Source organism: Pseudomonas protegens, assembly GCF_003732485.1.
Classification (GTDB): domain Bacteria; phylum Pseudomonadota; class Gammaproteobacteria; order Pseudomonadales; family Pseudomonadaceae; genus Aquipseudomonas; species Aquipseudomonas protegens_B.
Window position 1 is genome coordinate 42,546 of sequence record NZ_MOAK01000034.1, and the last position, 15,134, is coordinate 57,679.

The following is a 15,134-nucleotide window of genomic DNA, read 5'->3' on the forward strand; positions in this document are numbered from 1 at the left end:
CAGACGCCAGGCGCCCACCAGGGCCGCCAGGGCCAGGATCATCGGCGTCCAGAAATCGCCATTGGCCAGAGGCCGCGCAGCGTCCGCCGCCGCGAAATACCAACCCGAACCGGCCAGCAGAAAAGTACTGCCGCCAATCACCTGGAGCACCAGGCCGAAGACAAAGCTGGCCCGCTGCTGCAGATACAGGCTGAGCCAGATGATCAGCAGGCCACTGGCGGCCCAGACACCACTGGCCGTGCTCCACGGCAGAACGAACAGCACCGCCAGGTTGATCATCATCAACCCGGCCAGCAGCACCAGGGACAGGCCTCGCAGCAGCCGCGGATCACTGCGCACCATGTCATTGCGGGCCGCCAGGAGCATGCCGCCGATCAGCGCCAGGCCGATCAGCGAAGCGCTCATCAGTCCGCTCCAGCCGGCGCTGAACACCGCGCCGGCATCGCCGTCCGCGCCTTGCAGGCGCATCAGGAACAGTGCCCCGCCCAACAGCTGCACGGCGAAGGCGGTGAACAGGAAGGTCCGCGATTGCAGACGCAAGCCGACAAACAATGTCGCCAGCCCGGCCAGGGCCCAACTGATAGCCGTGCCCTGGGTGAACAGGAACAGTGGCGCCAGCAGATACAGAAAGCCCAGCCCGGCCACTGCCAGGATCGGCGCAATGCCCTGCTCCCAGCTCGCTACCTGGGTCTTCTGCGCCCGACGCAACTGGTCGAAGCTGAACAGCAGCGCGATGCCCAGCAGCAATGCGCCCAAAGGCGCGCCGTCCAGCAGGCTGGTAGCGCCAGGCTGCAGCTTACTGAGGAAGGCCAGGGCCGACCCCAGTTGCAGCAGCAGGGCGAACACCCGGGCCAGCGGCCGTTGCTGGCGCAGACCAAGCCAGAAAATCCCCGCCCCTTCCACCGCCCAGGCGGCGCAAGTCCAGCGTGCATCCAGGCCCAGAGGGATCGCCAGGCTGGCGAAGATCACCCCCAGAGCCAGGCAGGTTTCGCCCAGCAACAGAGCGCGGCCGCCCATCAGCAGCCGGGCCAGAACCATGTAGATCAGGCCCAGGGCCAGAGCGCTGAAGGAGGCGGCAAACTCCAGGTGCTGGACCAGCGCCAGTTGCAGGCCGAAGCCCACCAGGGGCGGGCCGAAGAGCATGCTGCCGTCGACGTAGTCGCCCTTGCGCGCAGACCAGTGCAGCAGCGCCTGACGATCGGCGCCCACCGGGGCATCGGTCATTTCCAGCAGTTTGCGCCGGGTGAACAGCAGGCCGATCGCCAGGTACATGAGGAAGAACAGGATCAGGAACGGCTCGGTGCTCCACAGCAGCTCCGGGGTATAGGAACGCAGGCCCCAGGCAAAGCCGATGCCGAAGGTGCCGACAAAACCGATCAGGTTGAGCAGGCGCCAGGCCTTGAACCAGGCAATGGCGAGGATGCCGGCGTTGAGCAGGGCGAAGTAGCTGAACAGCGCCACATGGCTGCCGGCGCCAGTGGACGTCAGGATCGGCGCAGCAAAACCGCCCAGGGCGGCGGCGGCCGCCAGGACCAGGGCGTCCTGGGTAATGGCCAGGATCGCCGAAAACACGGTCACGGCCACCAGCAGGCCCAAGGCCGCTGAGGGGTCGAGCAACGGATGCAGGCGCATGGCTGCAAACACCGTCAGGTAGAGCACGGCGATACCGGTGCCCTGCAGCATCAGCGCGTAGTTGCTGTTGCGTCGCCGCAGCCACCAACCCAGCCCCAGCAGGCCCAGGGAGCTGGCCGCGACCCCGGCGTAACGCAGCTCGATGGGCACCACCATGCCTTCGGTGGCGTAGCGCAGGAGGAAGGCCAGACCGAGGAACAGCAGCACCACACCGACCCGCAGCACGGTGTTGCCACCAAACAGCCAGGTGCGCGCACCGCTGATGGCGCGCTCGATCAGGTTCGGTTGCAGATCCACAGGGGCCTCAGGCTGCTGCGGCTCCCGGGACGCCACCTGGGGTCCGGGTTGCCAGACCGACTCCGGCACCGGCTGGCTGGCTTCCATTGCCGCGACAGGGCGCACCGCAGCGGGCAATTCCCAGACCAGCTCGGGGGCAGCGAGTGCCGGCTCGACAGGTTTTACTTCGTCGAGAACGAATTCCGGAAGGTCTTCCGGTTCCGGCGCGACGCTCATGCCTGTCTCGGCAAGCGGGGCACTGGCCCGGGGTTCTGAGGCAGGTTCGGTAGCAGGACCACCGGTGCTTTCCAGCAAGGCAAGGCGCTGGCCCAAGGTGGCGAGGGCCTTCTTCGCCTGCTCCAGCTCACGATGCTGGTCGAGAACCTGTCGATTCAGGGCGTCGAAACGAATCGCCAGGCCGATGGCCAAGCCCAGGAATCCGCCAATCAGGGCATCGCTGACGGACTCGTCAACGAGCCAGCCCAGTCCCCCTCCCAGCAGCATGAATATCCATTGCATGTGTCGATATCCCTAAGCAGTCCATTGACGCCCTGGCCGGCAAACCGGTGCCGGCCCCTCCCGCTTGGAAGCCGGACACAAGCCAGAAGACACCGCCCGGGAGGCAAAAGCGGCGTCCAGTATATCGGCAAGGCCCAACAAACGCTGGGCCTTGTGCACAGTTCTAGAATTTTCTCGGACGCCTCATTCCAGAGCCTTCCAGATCTGCGTGGCGTACTCGCGGATGGTCCGGTCCGAAGAAAACCAACCCATGCGCGCAGTGTTGAGCACCGCTGAGCGCCACCATTCCCTGGAGTCGTGCCAACGCTCCTCGACCCGGGCCTGGGCGCTCCAGTAGGCATCGAAATCGGCGCAGACCAAGAACCGGTCGTAGTCGATCAGGGAGTCGATCAACCCGGTGTAGCGCGACGGATCATCCGGAGAGAACACCCCGCCACGAATCGCTTGCAGCACATCGTTGAGCCGATGGGAGGCGGCGATATCCGGCACCGCGCTGAATTCGCCATTGCGCTTGCGCGCCTCCACCTGCTGGGCACTGAGACCGAAGATGAACATGTGCTCGGCGCCGATCCGCTCGCACATCTCGACATTGGCGCCATCCAGAGTGCCGATGGTCAGCGCGCCGTTGAGGCCGAACTTCATGTTGCTGGTGCCCGAGGCCTCGAACCCGGCGGTGGAAATCTGCTCCGACAGGTCGGCGGCGGGAATGATGCTTTCCGCCAGGCTGACGTTGTAGTTGGGCAGGAACACCACCTTGAGCAGGCCGCGCACTGTCGGGTCGTTGTTCACCGTGCGGGCGATGTCGTTGGTCAGCTTGATGATCAGCTTGGCCTGGTGATAACTGGCGGCCGCCTTGCCGGCAAAGATCTTCACCCGGGGCACCCAGTCGGTTTCCGGCTCGGCGCGGATCGCCTGATACAGCGCCACAGTGTGCAGCAGGTTGAGCAATTGGCGCTTGTACTCGTGAATGCGCTTGACCTGCACATCGAACATCGCCGCCGGGTTGACCGCGATTCCCAGGCGCTCATGGATGATCGCCGCCAGGGCGCGCTTGCTGTGCAGCCGCTGTTCGGCGAACTGCTTGCGAAAGGCCGGTTTCTCGGCGAAAGGCTCAAGGTCCAGGAGCAGCTCCTCGGGATTGTCCAGCAACTCGGGGCCCAGGGCGTCCACCAGCATCTCGGTCAGTTGCGGGTTGGCCTGGTACAGCCAGCGGCGGAAAGTGATGCCGTTGGTCTTGTTGTTGATTCGCTCGGGGTACAGCTTGTGCAGCTCGGAGAACACCGTGCTGCGCATCAACTGGGTATGCAGGCCGGAGACACCATTGACGCTGTGGGAGCCGAGGAACGCCAGGTTGCCCATGCGCACCCGGCGTCCGTTGTCCTCCTCGATCAGCGACACCGCCCGCAGCACGTCGAAATCATGCAGGCCCTTGGCCCGCAAGGAGTCGATGTGCTGGGCGTTGATCAAATAGATGATCTGCATGTGCCGCGGCAGCATGCGTTCCATCAGGCCCACCGGCCAGGTTTCCAGGGCCTCGGGCAACAGGGTGTGGTTGGTGTAGGACAGGGTTTCCACGGTGATCTGCCACGCCGCATCCCAGGCGATGCCGTGCAGGTCCACCAATTGGCGCATCAGCTCGGCCACAGCGATCGACGGGTGGGTGTCATTGAGCTGGATGGCCGCGTGCTCGCCGAGGCTGAGCACCGAGTCGTGCATGTTCTTGTGGCGCCGCAGCAAATCCTGCAACGACGCCGAGACGAAAAAGTACTCCTGGCGCAGGCGCAGCTCCTGGCCCGCCTCGGTGCTGTCGGCCGGGTACAGCACCCGGGAGATGCTCTCGGCCCGAGCCACTTCTGCCACGGCGCCCAGGTGGTCACCGGCGTTGAAACGCTCCAGGTGCAAATCCTCCATGGCCCGGGCCCGCCACAGGCGCAGGGTGTTGACGCTGGCCCCACGCCAACCCACCACCGGAGTGTCGTAGGCCACCGCCCTAACGGTTTCCGCCGGCCACCAGACCTGGCGAGTGTTGCCCGCCTCGTCGGTCACGGTGTCGACGCTGCCGCCAAAGCCGATGGAGTAGATCACCTCGGGGCGTTCGAACTCCCAGGGGTTGCCGAAATCCAGCCAGTGTTCGGTCTGTTCCTGCTGCCAGCCGTCGACAATCGCCTGGCGGAACAGGCCGTGCTCGTAACGGATACCGTAGCCGTGACCGGCCAGACCCAGGGTCGACATGCTTTCCATGAAACACGCCGCCAGGCGCCCCAGGCCGCCATTGCCCAGGGCTGCATCGGGCTCCAGCAGGCGGATGCGCTCCAGGTCCACCCCCAGATCGGTGAGGGCCTCACGGGCCACGTCCAGCAGGCCAAGATTGCTCAGGCTGTCGAACAGCAGGCGGCCGATCAGGAACTCCAGGGACAGGTAGTACACCCGCTTCTGCCCCTTGCGATACATCTGTCGCGTGTGATCCATCCAGTGATCGACCATATGGTCCCGCGCAGCCAGGGCAATGGCCTCGAACCAGTCGTGGTCGAAAGCGTGATCCGGGTCTTTGCCTACCGCGTAGGTGAGTTTGGTCAAGACGGCTTCGCGAAAGGCGGCCACCTCAGCGTCGCGAACAAGGGATTCCTGAGTCATCGATACGACCTCTGACGAGATACACAGTGAGCATGGAATGGTCTGAGCCTAGTCGGTCTGACACGGAGCGAAGGCTCTGGTTCGGCGCTGTTTCAAATGGCTCGACTCAAGAGGGAGTCTTCTGCGCCTGCGGGGAAAAAGATGCAGATGCCGTGCCGCCAGGGACTAATCGCCAAGTACACACGAAAAATCCGACCTAAAGTCGTTCAAAAATCCACCAGTCCCGGTATGATCGCGCGCCCTGGAACATGCCGGAACCACCACCTTGATGAAGTCCAACCTGATCGCCGCCGCGGAAATCGACCGTCTCGATACCTGGGCCAAATACACCGCGCCCATGTGCGGTTCCTGCATGTCCAGCTGCTGCACCCTGCCGGTGGAAGTGAAGATCAAGGACCTGATCCGCATTGGCATCGTCGACGAATTCGAGCGCGGCGAACCGGCGAAGAACATTGCCAAGCGCCTGCAGAAAGAAGGCATCGTCGAGCGCTACAACCAGAAGTCGGAAATCTTCACCCTGCAGCGCATGAGCAACAACGACTGCCTGTATCTGGATCGTAAGAGCCGTCTGTGCACCATTTATGACAAGCGCCCGGACACCTGCCGCAACCACCCGAAGATCGGCCCGCGTCCGGGTTACTGCGCCTACAAGCCCAAGCCCCAGGAGCGCCCGACCAATACCAGCAGTCGGACCCTGGAACGCTTCTGAGCCCGATCGGCTAGCGGGAGCCCTCCCCGCGCACAAAAAACCGGCACAAAAAAAACGCCCCCGACCGCAAGGTCGGGGGCGTTTTCATTCAGCCGGAACTAAAGACTCAGTTCTTGGCTTTCTTGGCAGCGCGGGTACGCTCGCTTTCGTCCAGGATCTTCTTGCGAAGACGGATGGACTTAGGAGTCACTTCGCACAGCTCGTCGTCCTGGATGAATTCCAGAGCCTGTTCCAGGGTGAAGCGAACAGGTGGAACCAGAGCGATGGTTTCGTCTTTACCCGAAGCACGCATGTTGTCGAGCTTCTTGCCTTTGGTTGGGTTGACGCCCAGGTCGTTGTCGCGGCTGTTCAGGCCAACGATTTGACCGTTGTAGATCTCTTGGCCGTGTTCAACGAACAGCTTGCCACGAGCCTGCAGGGTTTCCAGGGAGTAGGTCAGCGCCTTGCCGGTTTCAACCGAAACCAGAACGCCGTTCTGACGGCCGGACATGTCGCCGGACTTCATCACGTCGTAACGGTCGAAGATCGAGGTCAGGATGCCAGCACCGTTGGTCAGGGTCAGGAACTGGTTACGGAAACCGATCAGACCGCGAGCAGGGATGTTGTATTCCAGACGTACACGGCCCTTGCCATCCGGCACCATGTTGGTCAGGTCGCCCTTACGCAGGCCCATCTCTTCCATCACCTTGCCCTGGGATTCTTCCGGCAGGTCGATGGTGACGTTTTCGAACGGTTCGTGCTTCACGCCGTCAACCAGACGGATGATCACTTCTGGACGGCCTACAGCCATTTCGAAGCCTTCACGACGCATGGTTTCGATCAGTACCGAGAGGTGCAGCTCACCACGGCCGGAAACCTTGAACTTGTCGGCCGAGTCGCCTTCTTCAACGCGCAGTGCAACGTTGTACAGCAGCTCTTTGTCCAGACGTTCCTTGATGTTACGGGAGGTCACGAACTTGCCTTCTTTACCGCAGAATGGCGAGTCGTTGACCTGGAAGGTCATGGAAACGGTTGGCTCGTCAACGGTCAGCGGCTTCATCGCCTCGACGGTGTCCGGGTGGCACAGGGTGTCGGAGATGAACAGCGAGTCCATACCGCTGATGCACACGATGTCGCCTGCAGCCGCTTCTTCAACGTCCACACGGTGCAGACCGTGGTGACCCATCAGCTTGAGGATACGACCGTTACGCTTCTTGCCAGTGGCGTCGATAGCCACGACTGGAGTGTTCGGCTTGACGCGACCACGAGCGATACGGCCAACGCCGATCACACCCAGGAAGCTGTTGTAGTCCAGTGCGGAGATCTGCATCTGGAACGGACCGTCACGGTCAACAGCCGGCGCAGGTACGTTGTCGACGATCGACTGGTACAGCGGGGTCATGTCTTCAGCCATTTCGGTGTGGTCCAGACCGGCAATGCCGTTCAGGGCCGAGGCGTAGACGACTTTGAAGTCCAGCTGTTCTTCGGTGGCGCCCAGGTTGTCGAACAGGTCGAAGATCTGGTCCAGAACCCAGTCAGGACGCGCGCCCGGACGGTCAACCTTGTTGATCACCACGATTGGACGCAGGCCGGCTTCGAAAGCCTTCTTGGTCACGAAACGGGTTTGCGGCATAGGGCCGTCTTGAGCGTCAACCAGCAGCAGCACGGAGTCGACCATGGACATTACGCGCTCAACTTCGCCGCCGAAGTCGGCGTGGCCCGGGGTGTCCACGATGTTGATGTGGTAGCCATTCCAGTTGATGGCGGTGTTTTTCGCCAGAATGGTAATGCCGCGCTCTTTTTCCTGGTCGTTGGAGTCCATCACGCGCTCGTCGTTGAGCTCGTTGCGCTCCAGGGTGCCGGATTGACGCAGGAGTTTGTCTACCAAGGTGGTCTTACCATGGTCAACGTGGGCAATGATGGCGATGTTGCGTAGATTTTCGATCACTTGTGTATCTCGATCAGAGGATTCGGTGTGCTGACAAATGCTGGCAGCGATTAACAATAGATTCAGGCCTGGCCGTTACAGCTGGACGGCGGCGTCGGGGGGCCGGTGACGCAAGCCACAGGCGAACATCCCCGGGCACTTAGCTCGGTCTATAAACGCGCACATTGGCATGTCCCTCACTGAGCAGATGGTGAGCATGCAGGCGACTCATGACGCCTTTGTCGCAATACAGCAGGTACTGGCGCGTAGGGTCCAGTTCCTTGAAGCGGGCGTTCAATGCATAGAACGGCAGCGCTTTTACTTCGACGCCAGGCAGCTGCAGCGGGTCATCTTCCTCGGCATCCGGGTGACGGATGTCGATGACGATCTGACCGGCCAGCGCTTCACTGACTTCTTCAATCTGCACATCCTGGCCCAACTCGTCGATCACTCGATCGATCGGCACCAGTTTGGCCCGCTCGATCGCACGCTCGAGCACCGCCATATCGAATTCTTTCTCTTCATGCTCGACGCGATGGCGCTTGGCATGGGTCTTGGGGTTCACCGAGATGACCCCGCAGTACTCCGGCATGTGCTTGGCGAAGTCGGCGGTGCCGATTTCGACGGCCAGGTCGATGATGTCCTGCTTGTGGCTGGCGATCAGTGGACGCAGCACCAGCTTCTCGGTCACGCAGTCGATTACCGACAGGTTCGGCAGGGTCTGGCTGGACACCTGGGAAATCGCCTCGCCGGTCACCAGCGCGTCGATGTGCAGGCGGTCGGCGATGCTCGACGCGGCACGCAACATCATACGCTTCAAAATGACGCCCATATGACTGTTGTCGACTTTGCCGAGGATTTCCCCGAGCACTTCCTCGAACGGCACGCTGACGAACAGCACCCGCTGGGAGCTGCCGTACTTCTTCCATATATAGTGCGCGACTTCCATCACGCCCAGCTCGTGGGCACGTCCGCCCAGATTGAAGAAGCAGAAATGCCCCATCAGGCCGCGGCGCATGATCTGGTAGGCCGCGACGGTGGAATCGAAACCGCCGGACATCAGCACCAGGGTCTGTTCCAGGGCGCCCAGCGGGTAGCCGCCGATACCGTTGTGCTGGCTGTGGATAACGAACAACCGTTGGTCGCGAATTTCCATCCGCACTTCGATTTCCGGCTCTTTCAGGGAAATGCCGGCGGCGCCGCACTGCCGACGCAGTTGGCTGCCGACGTACTTTTCCACGTCCATGGAGCTGAATTCATGCTTGCCGGCGCGCTTGCAGCGCACGGCGAAAACCTTGCCCGAGAGGGTCTCGCCAAAGTGCTGCTTGCACTTGGCGACGATGTCGTCGAAGTCGCCCAGAGGGTACTCGTCGACCTGCAGGAAATGCGCGATGCCGGGCATGCAGCTCAGGCGCTCGGTCAGGTCCTTCAGGGCCTTGGGCTCGCTGAGGGCGGTTTCCAGTTCGAGGTTGTCCCACACACCAGTGACCACCACGGCCGGGTCCAGATCGCGGAGCACGGCACGGATGTTCTTGGCCAACTGACGGATGAAACGCGTCCGTACCGGGCGGCTCTTGATGGTGATTTCCGGGAAAACTTTAACGATTAGTTTCATGAAAACAGCGCGCGCTGGGCCAGCCGAAAAAGGGGGGCGCGGATTATAGCGGAAATTGCTCAAGGTTTAACCAGTTAATGTGCAGAAGGTTTTCGATGCACCAAAACGGGTCATTTATCAAAGAAGACGCTACATTGCAGTGCGCCAAATGTCGGCAGTACGCCAAATCCGCCGTAGAAAGCGTGATTTTGGGGCAGAAAACCCATCTCGGGGCACTGGCATGCAATTTGCTCCCTTGTGAGGCAGGTTGCCATGGCAGAGTATTCGCGCCGGCATCACCCACATTCTAAGGGCACTCCAACACCAAGCCCGAAGCCACCCCGGAGGACACTATGTCGAAGTCGGTTCAACTCATCAAAGATCATGACGTCAAATGGATTGATCTGCGCTTCACTGACACCAAGGGCACTCAACATCACGTGACCATGCCGGCTCGTGATGCGCTGGATGAAGACTTCTTCGAATCCGGCAAGATGTTCGACGGCTCCTCCATTGCTGGCTGGAAAGGCATCGAAGCCTCCGACATGATCCTGATGCCGGACGACGAAACCGCCGTGCTGGACCCGTTCACCGAAGAACCGACCCTGATTCTGGTCTGCGACATCATCGAACCTTCGAGCATGCAAGGTTACGACCGCGACCCACGCGCCATCGCCAAGCGCGCCGAAGAGCACCTGAAAGCCACCGGCATCGGCGACACCGTATTCGCCGGTCCAGAGCCAGAGTTCTTCATCTTCGACCAAGTGAAATTCAAGTCCGACATCTCCGGCTCCATGTTCAAGATCTACTCCGAACAAGGTTCCTGGATGTCCGACCAGGACATCGAAGGCGGCAACAAGGGTCACCGTCCAGGCGTCAAGGGCGGCTACTTCCCGGTTCCACCGTTTGACCACGACCACGAAATCCGTACCTCCATGTGCAACGCACTGGAAGAAATGGGCCTGACCGTTGAAGTTCACCACCACGAAGTGGCGACTGCCGGCCAGAACGAAATCGGCGTCAAGTTCAACACCCTGGTGAAGAAAGCCGACGAAACCCAGACCCTGAAATACGTCGTGCACAACGTGGCCGACGCCTACGGTCGCACCGCCACTTTCATGCCCAAGCCTCTGTACGGCGACAACGGCTCGGGCATGCACGTACACATGTCGATCTGGAAAGACGGCAAGAACACCTTCGCCGGTGAAGGCTATGCCGGCCTGTCCGATACCGCTCTGTACTTCATCGGCGGCATCATCAAGCACGGTAAGGCTCTGAACGGCTTCACCAACCCGGCAACCAACTCCTACAAGCGTCTGGTTCCAGGCTTCGAAGCCCCGGTCATGCTGGCCTACTCGGCGCGCAACCGTTCCGCTTCGATCCGTATTCCTTACGTGTCGAGCCCTAAAGCCCGCCGTATCGAAGCCCGTTTCCCGGACCCGGCTGCCAACCCGTACCTGGCCTTCGCTGCTCTGCTGATGGCCGGCCTGGACGGTATCCAGAACAAGATTCACCCTGGCGACGCTGCTGACAAAAACCTGTATGACCTGCCGCCTGAAGAGGCCAAAGAGATTCCACAAGTTTGCGGCAGCCTGAAGGAAGCCCTGGAAGAGCTGGACAAAGGTCGTGCGTTCCTGACCAAAGGCGGCGTTTTCAGCGACGACTTCATCGACGCTTACATCGCCCTGAAAAGCGAAGAAGAGATCAAGGTCCGTACCTTCGTACACCCACTGGAATACGAGCTGTACTACAGCTGCTGATCCGGTAGCGCCGGCGCAAGCCGCGTGATCAAGAGGCCTCCTTCGGGAGGCCTTTTTTATGCCCGCGCATTTGCCCTGCCCGGGGTGGTTGCGTGCATCATGGGCACCGCCCTTCTCTTATCAGTCGAACCCATCCATGACTTCGCGCCTCAAACTGTGCCTCGCCCTGACCAGCAGCCTGCTCACCACAGCCGCCTGCGCCACCGAAGCTCCCGCCGCTCTCGCCCCGTTGCTGGGCAGCATCGGCGAACGCCTGGCAATTGCCGATCAGGTGGCCCTGAGCAAATGGGACAGCCACAAGGCTGTCGAGGACCGTCCTCGGGAACAGCAGGTGATCGCCGGCGCCACGGCCCAGGCCGCCACCTATCACCTGAGTGAGGAAACGGTCGGGCAGTTCTTCGCCGCCCAGATCGAAGCCAACAAGCTGGTGCAATACGCCAGGCTGTCCAGCTGGCACCTGCAAGGCCGTGCGCCGGACACCCCGCGCCAGGACCTGGCCGGACAGATCCGCCCACAACTTGATCAGTTACAAAAACGCCTGCTGCAGCAACTGGCCGACTTCAGCCCCCATCGTGGTGATCGCCAATGCCCGCAATGGCTGGCCCAGGCCAATCAGGCCGCCAGCAGCGACCCGTTGCGACAGCTGGCGATGGTTCGTGCCACCGCTGAGTTATGTGTGTTCAAAGGTTAACCGCGCCCGCGCCCAGCCTTGCGCCGCCCTATGCTGAACCTTTCAACCGCACACCCGTAATGGGCTGGAATCACCGTGATGCGCATCGCTGTTTTTTGCCTGCTGTGGATAACGGCGCTGCCCGCCAGCGCAGAGCCTTACACACAACTGCAGTTGCAGGGCGTGCCGGACCACGGCGCGCTGCGGGCCAACAACGGCAGCTTCAATGTGCAGGTGTCGCTAGCCCCGGACTTGCAGCCGCAGCATCGCCTGCGTCTGCTGCTGGACGACCAGCCTTATGGAAGCCCCAGCCGAGGCCCCGAGCTGCCGCTGGTGAATATCGACCGTGGCCAACATCGCCTGGCGGTGCAGATCCTCGACGGCGCGCGAGTGCTGCAGCAGAGCCCGAGTGTCACCTTCAGCCTGCTGCGAGCCCATCGGCGTTGAGCGCAAACCTCAACCGCGTACCACCCCGCTGGCCAGCAGCTTGGCAATAGTCGGCTCATCCAGCCCCAGCCCCTGCAGCACCGCACGGGTGTCCTGGCCCAGGGTCGGCGGGGCGCTGCGATAACTGGCCGGCGTGCGCGAAAGCTTCACCGGTGAACCCACCCCCCGATAATCCCCCATCTCCACCAGCAGACCGCGATGCCGGGTGTGGGGATGAGCCACCACCTGATCCACCGTGGCAATCGAACCGCAAGGCACTCCCAGGCCAATCAGCTGCGGCGCCAGCGACGCCCCATCGTGGGCCGCCAGATGCCGCTCCAAAGCCTGCTTCAAGGCTTGGCGATTGACCGAGCGCTGGCCGTTATCGGCAAATCGCGGGTCTTCCAGCAACTCGCTGGCCCCCAGTTCCCGGCACAGCCTGGCGAACTGTCGATCATTGCCAACCGCGAGGAAGATCGGTTCGCCGGCGGTGCGATAGCTGTCGTAAGGGGCGATGTTGGGATGGGCATTTCCAGTGCGCTTCGGGGTCTTGCCGGAGGCGAAGTAGTTCGGCAGATGGGGATGCAGCAGGGAGACGCCGCAGTCATACAGGGAAATATCCAGGGACTGCCCAAGGCCGCTGCGCTGGCGCTCGTTGAGGGCCAGGAGAATCCCCGCCAGGGCATTGAGCCCGGTGACCATATCGACGATCGGCAGGCCGATGCGCAATGGCCCGCCCTCGCCTTCGCCGTTGACACTCATCAAGCCGGCCATGGCCTGGATCACCGCGTCATAGCCGGGCAAGCCGCCCAAGGGACCATCGGCGCCAAAGCCGGAGATCGCGCAATGGATCAACCCCGGGAAACGCGGGCTCAGCACTTCCTGAAAACCGATGCCCCAGCGTTGCAGGGTGCCGGGCTTGAAGTTCTCCACCAGCACGTCGGCGCCTTCCAGCAATTGCATCAGCAGGGCCAGCCCCTCGGGGCGCGACAGGTCGACGGCAATCCCCTGCTTGTTACGGTTGATGCCGCGAAAGTACGAGGCGTCGTCACCTTCGAACGGCGGCCCCCAACCCCGGGTCTCATCGCCACTCAAAGGCTCCAGCTTGATGACTTCGGCGCCATGGTCGGCCAGGGCCTGGGTACAGTAGGGACCGCCCAGCACGCGGCTCAGATCGATGACTTTCAGGCCCGCCAGGGCCCCTTGGGCAAGCTTCATCTAGGTACTCCGCAAATCGGGAAGGGACGGCCAATCAGGCCGGCAGCAGCTGCATGGCCTCGGCTTGCGACAGCGGGCTCTCATTGGCCAGGCGCGCCAGCAACTCGGTATCGATAGCCGGTTCCAGGCTCAAGGGGTCCCGTGGCAGCACCTTGTGCGCCAGCACCAGATGAGCCAGGGCCAGGCGTCGATAGTCCGGAGCCTGACGCACGGCCTCCCAGGCCATGAAGATCGCGCTGGTCAGGTGATACAGAACGCTGCCGAACTGACGCACCTGCTCATCCCGCCGTTGTTGCGCCACCTCACTGAAGCAAGTGACCGTGCGCAGCAGGGCCGAATCGAACAGCCTGCGGCTGGCGTCCGGCAGATCGGCCTCGGCCAGCAGTGCCGCCAGATAACCCTGCAAGGGTTCCAGCGCCTGCTCACGGGTCACCGCCCGGGCAATGTCCAGGGCGACGATGTTGCTGGTGCCCTCCCAGATCGAACCCAGATGGGCGTCGCGCACCAAACGGGCATCGCTCCACTCCTCGATATAGCCGACCCCACCTCGCACCTCCATGGCATCACCAGTGACCCGCCGAGCATCGCGGCAGGCGCGGAACTTGATCAGCGGCGTCAGAATCCGCACACATTTACGCGCCGCCTCGTCACCGCCATCGGCCCGGGGCAGCAGGCTGGCGATCTGCATGAACATCGAACGTGCCTGCTCGGTGGGCAGCATCATCTTCAGCAACTGACGCTGCATCAGCGGCATCTCGATCAGGTACTTGCCGAAGGCCCGGCGCTGACGGGCGATGAACAGCGCTTCGTTGACCCCGCGGCGCATCAGCCCCGCCGCCCGCACGCCGTTGGACAGCCGCGACATGTTGACCATGTCGGCCATCTGCTGGAAGCCACGGCCGACCTCGCCGATCAGGTAGGCACTGGCGCCTTCCAAGGTGATCTCGCCACTGGCCATGGAGCGACTGCCCAGCTTGTCCTTCAGGCGCTGGATCCGATAGTGGTTGGGCGAACCGTCGGCCAGGACTTTCGGCAACAGGAACAGGGTGACCCCGGCCATGCCCGCAGGCGCCTGTTCCGGGCGCGCCAGGACCATGGCCAAGTCGGCATCCGGGTTGGAGCAGAACCATTTCTCGCCGTACAGCCGCCATTGGCCGTCTTCCAGCCGGGCGCGGGTTTCGGTGCGCGAGACGTCGGAGCCGGCGGCCTGCTCGGTCATGAACATCGCCCCCTGGAACAGCTCGTCGAAATCCTGGGACTGCAGCTGCGGCAGATAACGCTGCACCAGCTCAGGCGCGCCGAACTTGCGCAGGGTACGGGCCAGGGAGTCGGTCATGCTCACCGGGCAGCACAGGCCGAATTCCGCCTGGACGAACAGATAGGTCAGGGCGTACTTGACCAGCGGCAGAGGCCCGTCAGGGCGATGGCTCATGGAGGCCAGGCCCAGCTCGGCGTAGGCCACCCGCTCCAGGGCAACATAGTCCGGGTGCTTGGCAATGCTTTGCAGGTTCTCGCCACGGCGGGTGCGGGGCTGCAACACGGGCGGGTGCTTGTCGGCGGACAGGGCCAATACATCCAGCTCGCCACCGGCCCGGGCACCCAGGCGCTGCAAGCTCGGCAGCCACTGCTGGTAGACCTCCGGCGGCAGGTAGACCTTGAGCAATGCGCCCAGACCGGCGTCGCATTCAAACAGGTTGATACCACGGCTATCGGGGATGTTCAGGCTGTCTTCAATAGGGCGGGGCTCGGCGGTCATGGCGCGTCTCCTGATTTTTGTAGGCCGAGACTAG

The 15,134-nt window shown here is 62.4% G+C and carries 10 protein-coding genes; 4 read left to right on the top strand and 6 right to left on the bottom strand.

Going from position 1 to position 15,134, the window contains the following annotated elements; translation table 11 throughout:
• Both BLX41_RS05775 and BLX41_RS05780 read right to left on the bottom strand, forming a co-directional pair.
• A partial coding sequence (locus BLX41_RS05775; RefSeq protein WP_259744463.1) for a DUF2339 domain-containing protein occupies nucleotides 1-2,427 on the bottom strand: 2,427 nt, incomplete at its 3' end.
• A gap of 183 nt (nucleotides 2,428-2,610) precedes the next feature.
• Nucleotides 2,611-5,061: a glycogen/starch/alpha-glucan phosphorylase gene (locus BLX41_RS05780; RefSeq protein WP_123724127.1), complete on the bottom strand. Its 2,451-nt coding sequence runs from the start codon at nucleotides 5,059-5,061 to the stop codon at nucleotides 2,611-2,613.
• 265 nt (nucleotides 5,062-5,326) lie between these two features.
• Here BLX41_RS05780 and BLX41_RS05785 point away from each other — a divergent pair, with 265 nt between their 5' ends.
• The gene (locus BLX41_RS05785; RefSeq protein WP_170002055.1) at nucleotides 5,327-5,770 is read left to right on the top strand and encodes a YkgJ family cysteine cluster protein; all 444 of its coding nucleotides are present in this window, start codon (nucleotides 5,327-5,329) and stop codon (nucleotides 5,768-5,770) included.
• 106 nt (nucleotides 5,771-5,876) lie between these two features.
• Here BLX41_RS05785 and typA read toward each other — a convergent pair whose 3' ends face one another.
• Nucleotides 5,877-7,697 (bottom strand): translational GTPase TypA, encoded by a 1,821-nt coding sequence (gene typA, locus BLX41_RS05790; protein ID WP_041751915.1) that lies wholly within the window; start codon nucleotides 7,695-7,697, stop codon nucleotides 5,877-5,879.
• 139 nt (nucleotides 7,698-7,836) lie between these two features.
• On the bottom strand, nucleotides 7,837-9,291 hold the full coding sequence (gene thiI / locus BLX41_RS05795) for a tRNA uracil 4-sulfurtransferase ThiI (protein WP_123724128.1): 1,455 nt from the start codon (nucleotides 9,289-9,291) through the stop codon (nucleotides 7,837-7,839).
• Between the two features lie 332 nt (nucleotides 9,292-9,623).
• Between thiI and glnA the strand changes: the two genes are divergently transcribed.
• The 3 genes from glnA (at nucleotide 9,624) to BLX41_RS05815 (ending at nucleotide 12,147) form a co-directional block, all read left to right on the top strand.
• Nucleotides 9,624-11,030 carry a glutamate--ammonia ligase gene (gene glnA / locus BLX41_RS05805; protein WP_016965623.1) on the top strand — a complete coding sequence of 469 codons (1,407 nt, stop codon included), beginning with the start codon at nucleotides 9,624-9,626 and terminating at the stop codon, nucleotides 11,028-11,030.
• Between the two features lie 136 nt (nucleotides 11,031-11,166).
• Entirely contained in the window at nucleotides 11,167-11,721 is a 555-nt protein-coding gene (locus tag BLX41_RS05810; protein ID WP_123724129.1) for a chorismate mutase, read from the top strand.
• Nucleotides 11,722-11,799: 78 nt separating this feature from the next.
• The gene (locus tag BLX41_RS05815; RefSeq protein WP_185073408.1) at nucleotides 11,800-12,147 is read left to right on the top strand and encodes a hypothetical protein; all 348 of its coding nucleotides are present in this window, start codon (nucleotides 11,800-11,802) and stop codon (nucleotides 12,145-12,147) included.
• A gap of 9 nt (nucleotides 12,148-12,156) precedes the next feature.
• Here the strand turns inward: BLX41_RS05815 and BLX41_RS05820 are convergent, their stop codons facing one another.
• The gene (locus BLX41_RS05820) at nucleotides 12,157-13,344 is read right to left on the bottom strand and encodes a CaiB/BaiF CoA transferase family protein (RefSeq protein ID WP_123724130.1); all 1,188 of its coding nucleotides are present in this window, start codon (nucleotides 13,342-13,344) and stop codon (nucleotides 12,157-12,159) included.
• A gap of 34 nt (nucleotides 13,345-13,378) precedes the next feature.
• Entirely contained in the window at nucleotides 13,379-15,100 is a 1,722-nt protein-coding gene (locus tag BLX41_RS05825; RefSeq protein WP_123724131.1) for an acyl-CoA dehydrogenase family protein, read from the bottom strand.
• Between the last annotated feature and the right edge of the window lie 34 nt (nucleotides 15,101-15,134).

Excerpts from the sequence above, each read along its gene's own strand:
- BLX41_RS05820 (WP_123724130.1), bottom strand. The coding sequence starts at position 13,344 with ATGAAGCTTGCCCAAGGGGCCCTGGCGGGCCTGAAAGTCATCGATCTG.
- BLX41_RS05780 (WP_123724127.1), bottom strand. The coding sequence starts at position 5,061 with ATGACTCAGGAATCCCTTGTTCGCGACGCTGAGGTGGCCGCCTTTCGC.
- glnA (WP_016965623.1), top strand. The coding sequence starts at position 9,624 with ATGTCGAAGTCGGTTCAACTCATCAAAGATCATGACGTCAAATGGATT.
- BLX41_RS05825 (WP_123724131.1), bottom strand. The coding sequence starts at position 15,100 with ATGACCGCCGAGCCCCGCCCTATTGAAGACAGCCTGAACATCCCCGAT.
- BLX41_RS05815 (WP_185073408.1), top strand. The coding sequence starts at position 11,800 with ATGCGCATCGCTGTTTTTTGCCTGCTGTGGATAACGGCGCTGCCCGCC.
- BLX41_RS05810 (WP_123724129.1), top strand. The coding sequence starts at position 11,167 with ATGACTTCGCGCCTCAAACTGTGCCTCGCCCTGACCAGCAGCCTGCTC.
- thiI (WP_123724128.1), bottom strand. The coding sequence starts at position 9,291 with ATGAAACTAATCGTTAAAGTTTTCCCGGAAATCACCATCAAGAGCCGC.